We start from the raw sequence: 5,396 nt of genomic DNA on the forward strand, positions 1-5,396 counted from the left end.
CGTAACCACCTTCACCGAGCCGGAACTGCGCGCCGCGGTGGAAGCCGCCGAGAACTGGGGTACGTACGTTACCGTGCATGCCTATACGTCCGAATCGATTCAACGGGCCGTCGGGCAAGGGGTCAAGTGCATTGAGCACGGCCACCTGATGGACGAGCCTACCGCGAAGCTCATGGCGGAGCGGGGCATCTGGCTCAGCATCCAGCCGTTTTCCGAAGACATGGCAAACGTGTTTCCCCCCGGCTCGGACGAGCGGGAGAAGTTTCATGAAGTGTTCGCCGGCATGGACGCCGCCTACCGGCTGGCGAAGAAATACAAGCTCAAGACAGCATTCGGCACCGATGTCCTGTTCTCTCCTGCGCTGGCACAGCGCCAGGGCGCGCTGCTGGCCACGCTGACCCGCTGGTACGCGCCGGCGGAAGTGCTCGTCATGGCCACCGGGACCAACGCCCAGTTGCTGGCCCTGTCCGGCAAGCGCAGCCCCTACCCCGGCAAGCTCGGGGTTGTCGAAGAAGGCGCGCTGGCCGACCTGCTGCTCGTCGACGGCAACCCGATCGAGGACATCGCGCTGATCGAGGATCCCGGCAGGAACTTCGTCCTCATCATGAAGGACGGAAAGATCTACAAGAACACGCTGCCGAAGTGACCGTGAGTGCCCTCATGACCACCGCGCTCGTACTGATCGACTTGCAAAACGACTACTTTCCCGGCGGTGCGATGGAACTGGTCGGTGCGAACGCGGCGGTGGCGCAAGCGCGTCTGCTTCTCGACGCGTTTCGAGCGCGTTCCCTGCCGGTCTTTCACGTGCAGCACATTGCAGAACGACCGGGCGCCACGTTCTTCCTCCCGGGCACTCCAGGCGTCGACATTCACGCCGACGTCGCACCCTCGGCAGGCGAAGTCATCGTCACCAAGCACTTCCCCAGCAGTTTTCGCGAGACCGCGTTGCTCGAACACCTGCGTGCCGCTGGCGCCTCGAAACTCGTCGTCGCCGGCATGATGACCCACATGTGCGTGGACACCACCGTACGTGCAGCGGCAGACCTCGGTTTCGACTGCTCCCTGGCGCAGGACGGCTGCGCGACGAGAGCCCTGGAGTTCGAGGGTCGGCAGGTCGGGGCACAGGAAGTCCAGCTGGCGTACCTGGCTGCGCTGAGTGGTGCTTTCGCCAGGACCCTGCCCGCACGATCGCTCGCCGCAGAACTTTGAAAAGACCGCCTCGAACGTTCGCACGTTGACCACTACGACCAAAGACAGCCGATGACCCAGATCACGGAAATCGCCAGCGATGTGTTCCGCATCTCCACGTTCATGCGCGAGGCGGACCTGCAGTTCAATCAGTTCCTCGTGCGCGACGACGAGCCGCTGCTGTTCCACACGGGCATGAAAGGGATATTTCCGGTCGTGCGCGACGCGGTGGCGCGCCTGCTTCCGCCCGAGAGCGTGCGCTGGATCGGCTTCAGCCATTTCGAGGCCGATGAATGCGGCGCGCTTGCGGAATGGCAGGCGCTGGCACCCCGGGCGACCGCCGTGTGCAGCCTGGTGGCGAAGCTCGTGAGCGTGGACGACGTGGTGGCGCGCCGCCCGGCGCAGGCGCTGGCAGACGGCGAACAGCTTCGCACCGGAAGACGTCGGTTTCGCTTTCTGCAGACGCCGCACGTGCCGCACTGCTGGGAGGCCAGTCTGCTGTTCGAGGAAACCGAGGGCACCCTGTTCTGTTCGGATCTCTTCCACCAGAGCGGCGATGTCGAGCCGAGCACCAGCGGCGATGTCGTCGGACGGTTCCAGCGCACGCTCTTCGAGTATCAGAAAGGACCTCTCGCGAACTATCTGCCGTACACGCGCGACACCGGGCCGACGCTGCAACGGCTGGCCGAGCTGAAGCCGCGCACGATCGCGGCGATGCACGGCTCGGCGTACGTCGGCGATGGCGCCCGCGCCATCATGGAGCTCGCGGAAGTCATGGAGGAGATGCTCGGGTAACCCGTCGCACTAACGCCCGAATCCCGGCCGAAGGTGAACGCGCTGCCGTAGTCTACGGAAGCCAACCAGGACCGACCCGGCAGTGCGGGCCTGCGCGCGCGGAGCGGCTGATCCGCGCAACAGGGCTCGCCCGAACAGCAAAGAGCGCGAGCAGGAGATTCTGCGTTGATCGATCACACGGGACTGCAAGTCAGCGACTTCGCGAAGAGCAAGACGTTCTATGCGGCCGCCCTCGCACCGCTTGGCTATCAAGCGATCATGGAGCTGCCGGCGTCGGTCACCGGCCATGGCGACGTCGTCGGTTTCGGCGTGCCGCCGAAGCCGGACTTCTGGGTCGCTGCCGGCTCACCGAATGCGCCGCCGATCCACGTCGCGTTTCGCGCTGCGAATCGTGCGGCGGTCGATGCGTTCTACAAGGCCGCCCTTCTCGCAGGCGGGCGCGACAACGGCGCCCCTGGCCCGCGCCCGCACTACCATCCCGACTACTACGGCGCGTTCGTTCTCGACCCCGACGGACACAACATCGAGGCCGTTTGCCATGACCCTGCCTGAGCGCGAGCAACACCCGGCCACGCTGCCCGTGATCCCGCCCTGTCGTGCCCCCGGTCGCGCCACATCTGCATCGGCCCTGGCGCTTTAGCCGGAAGAAGGCCGAACAAGCCGATCCTGCGCGAACCGCCCCCTCCCGCTTGCTTAAGCGGCAGGCGTATTACCCCTGGCTCGTCATCGCGACGACCTGTGTCGCCGCTTTCATTGGTCAGGTCGATGCGAGCATCGTCCAGCTCGCCCTGCCCGATCTGGAACGCGTGTTCGACGCACCGCTGCACGCAGTGAGCTGGGTAGCAATCGGCTACCTGCTCGCGTTCGCGTGTCTCCTGCCAGTGTTTGCCCGTGTAGCCGAGATCGTCGGGCGCAAGGTGATGTACCTCGCCGGCTTCGCCGTATTCGGCCTCGTCTCCGCCCTGTGCGCGCTGGCGCCGAGCCTGCCGACGCTGATCGCGTTTCGCGTGCTGCACGGAGCCGCCGGCGCAATGCTCGGGGCAAACAGCATCGCCATTCTGGTGACGGCCGCAGGACCGGACCGCAAGGGACGCGCAATGGGCATATACGCTGCCGCGCAGGCCGTCGGCATCAGCGTCGGCCCGGCCGTGGGCGGCTTGCTGCTCGACACATTCGACTGGCGCTGGATCTTCTGGGTGAACGTGCCGTTCGCGCTGGCCGCCACGGCGATCGGGTGGCTCGTGCTGCCGCGCACCGCCGAGACGAGTGCGGATCGCCGGTTCGACTGGCCCGGCGCGCTGCTGCTCACTCCGGCGCTCACGCTTCTGTTGCTCGCCATCACGCAGGTGCGGGCGTGGGGCCTGCTGTCGACGGCGACCCTCGGTTGCGGCGCGGCGGCGCTCCTGCTGCTCGCCGCCTTCGTGCTGCGCGAGCGCCACCTGCACTCGCCCCTGCTCGACGTTTCGCTGTTCCGGTCGAAAGCCTTCGCCGCCGGCTGCCGGGGTCGTCCTCTCCTATGCCATGCTTTACGCGGTGTTCTTCCTCATGTCGTTCGCCCTCGTTCGCGGCCATCACGACAGCCCGCTGACGGCGGGAATGCGGCTCGCCGTCATACCGGTCGCACTCGGCCTGGCGGCACCGGTAAGCGGCGGCCTCGCCGATGCCTGGCCGCGGCTCATGCCGGTGGCAGGCATGACGCTCTGCGCAGCGGCGCTTGTCGCGCTCGGCATCGCCATGACCGGCGCCGACTGGAACAGGGCCATGATCATGGCAGCGCTCGCCGCCTTCGGCGCCGGTCTTGGCATGTTCATCGCGCCGAACAACACGGCGACCGTGAATGCGGCACCACCCGAGCGATCCGGGCAGGCGGGCGGACTGCTGAGTCTGCTGCGCGTCTTCGGCACCGGTCTCGGGGTGGCAACGGCCGCCGCGGTGCTCTCCTGGCGGTTGCCACGATCCGGCGGTGTGATCGGACGCACCACGGGACTTCCGGAATCCGTGGTTTCCGCCGCCGTTGGCGAGGTCCTGTTGATGCTGGTGGCGTTCGCGCTGCTGGCGGCCGCCGCATCCCTCCTGCGCCCGGAGAACCGAACAAGGGTGCGACGCCCTCAGGGATAGACGGAGCCAACGATCAGCGCGCTGCAAACGACGGAGGCCTGGCCCGTGTCGCCAGGTCGTTGGCACCACAACGCTCAGGTAAACAGATTCACTATCCCGTCGAGTCCCACGAAGTCGAGTGCGTAGCTCGCGTGTGCCTTGACCACCGGCTTGGCGTGGAAGGCGACGCTCACGCCGGCTTCGGCCATGAACGCGAGATCGTTCGCACCGTCCCCCAGCGCCAGCACCTGCCGCGGTTCCAATCCCAGAGCGTCGCGCCTCTCGCGCAGCGCGCGCGCCTTGACTTCGGCATCGACGATCTCGCCCACGACACGGCCGGTGAGTTTGCCGTCCACGATCTCCAGTTGCGTTCCGCGCACTTCGTCGAGACCGAGGCGAGCGCGCAGACGATCGGTGAAATACGTGAAGCCCCCGGAGACGAGCAGCGTGCGCACGCCCCTGCTGCGCAGCGCGGCGAGCAGCTTCTCCGCACCCGGCGTAAGCCGCAGCCGCTCGCGGTAGACGCGTTCGAGCGCCGCCTCCGGCAGACCGACGAGCGCCGCGACGCGCCGCATGAGACTTTCGACGAAGTCGATTTCGCCGCGCATGGCAGCTGCGGTAACGGGCGCGACCTCGGCCTTGCGTCCGGCAAGGTCGGCGACCTCGTCGATGCACTCGATCGTGATGAGGGTGGAATCCATGTCCAGCACGACGAGGCGGAAGTCGTCCAGTCGCGCCCCCTCGGGCACGAAGGCGTGGTCGAGCCGGGCCGCTTCGCAATAGGGTGCGATCTCCGCCGCCGGCTGCGCGTCGCGCAGTCGAAACGCTTCGTCCTCGATGCGCTCGATGCCAGTCGCGCGAGCGAGCTTCGCGATCTCCTTAAGGTCGTGGGTGTAGACCTCCAGTCCCTGCACGATCAGGTTCATTGAGGATTCCGTCCGTTCAGTGTGAACGTCAAACGCGTAGCAGCAAGCGCCCGGTCGAGCGTCACCGGCTGCCGCTGCACGATCTCGCCGAGTTCGCGGTGCGGATCTAGCAGCACCACCGACGCCACGTGGTTCACTGCCGGTTCGACGAGCGCGATCGACCAGTCGCGCACGTCGCCCTGCTCCTGCTGCGGTAGCTGCGCGATGCGCGGGCGCGCGCCGGAGAAGTCGATGTCGAGCCCGGCGAGCCCGGCCGTCACGCCGAGACCGCTCGCCTTGAGCCACGCCTCCTTGCAAGTCCAGAGCTCGATGAAGCGGCGCGAACGCGCGGCGGGATCCAGCGCCTGCAGCATCGCCTGCTCCCCCGGCGAGCCATAGCGGCCGGCGAGC

Annotated in this window: 7 protein-coding genes and 1 pseudogene; 6 read left to right on the forward strand and 2 right to left on the reverse strand. The window is 67.1% G+C overall.

The window, feature by feature from the left end:
• The 6 genes and pseudogenes from JNK68_13830 to JNK68_13855 all read left to right on the forward strand — a co-directional run.
• On the forward strand, nucleotides 1-646 hold a 646-nt coding region (locus tag JNK68_13830; GenBank protein ID MBL8541422.1), incomplete at its 5' end, for an amidohydrolase family protein.
• A gap of 14 nt (nucleotides 647-660) precedes the next feature.
• Nucleotides 661-1,209, forward strand: coding sequence for a cysteine hydrolase (locus JNK68_13835; protein MBL8541423.1), 549 nt, complete (start codon nucleotides 661-663; stop codon nucleotides 1,207-1,209).
• Between the two features lie 51 nt (nucleotides 1,210-1,260).
• Nucleotides 1,261-1,983, forward strand: coding sequence for an MBL fold metallo-hydrolase (locus JNK68_13840; GenBank protein ID MBL8541424.1), 723 nt, complete (start codon nucleotides 1,261-1,263; stop codon nucleotides 1,981-1,983).
• Between the two features lie 165 nt (nucleotides 1,984-2,148).
• Nucleotides 2,149-2,535: a VOC family protein gene (locus tag JNK68_13845; protein ID MBL8541425.1), complete on the forward strand. Its 387-nt coding sequence runs from the start codon at nucleotides 2,149-2,151 to the stop codon at nucleotides 2,533-2,535.
• A gap of 44 nt (nucleotides 2,536-2,579) precedes the next feature.
• Nucleotides 2,580-3,419 (forward strand): annotated as a pseudogene (locus JNK68_13850) (MFS transporter).
• An 85-nt stretch (nucleotides 3,420-3,504) separates the two neighbouring features.
• Entirely contained in the window at nucleotides 3,505-4,101 is a 597-nt protein-coding gene (locus JNK68_13855) for a hypothetical protein (protein ID MBL8541426.1), read from the forward strand.
• A gap of 74 nt (nucleotides 4,102-4,175) precedes the next feature.
• Here JNK68_13855 and serB read toward each other — a convergent pair whose 3' ends face one another.
• Together serB and JNK68_13865 are read right to left on the reverse strand one after the other, a co-directional pair.
• Complete coding sequence (gene serB / locus JNK68_13860; protein ID MBL8541427.1) at nucleotides 4,176-5,006, reverse strand: phosphoserine phosphatase SerB; 831 nt, start codon at nucleotides 5,004-5,006, stop codon at nucleotides 4,176-4,178.
• Nucleotides 5,003-5,396, reverse strand: a 394-nt coding sequence (locus JNK68_13865) for a 4'-phosphopantetheinyl transferase superfamily protein (GenBank protein ID MBL8541428.1), incomplete at its 5' end; no start/stop codon positions are given. The genes JNK68_13865 and serB, both read right to left, overlap by 4 nt.

It is taken from the genome of Betaproteobacteria bacterium, assembly GCA_016791345.1.
GTDB lineage: Bacteria > Pseudomonadota > Gammaproteobacteria > Burkholderiales > JAEUMW01 > JAEUMW01.

Bases quoted from the DNA above. Each gene is read 5' to 3' on its own strand.
- JNK68_13835 (MBL8541423.1), top strand. From the start codon at position 661: ATGACCACCGCGCTCGTACTGATCGACTTGCAAAACGACTACTTTCCC.
- JNK68_13840 (MBL8541424.1), top strand. From the start codon at position 1,261: ATGACCCAGATCACGGAAATCGCCAGCGATGTGTTCCGCATCTCCACG.
- JNK68_13855 (MBL8541426.1), top strand. From the start codon at position 3,505: ATGCTTTACGCGGTGTTCTTCCTCATGTCGTTCGCCCTCGTTCGCGGC.
- serB (MBL8541427.1), bottom strand. From the start codon at position 5,006: ATGAACCTGATCGTGCAGGGACTGGAGGTCTACACCCACGACCTTAAG.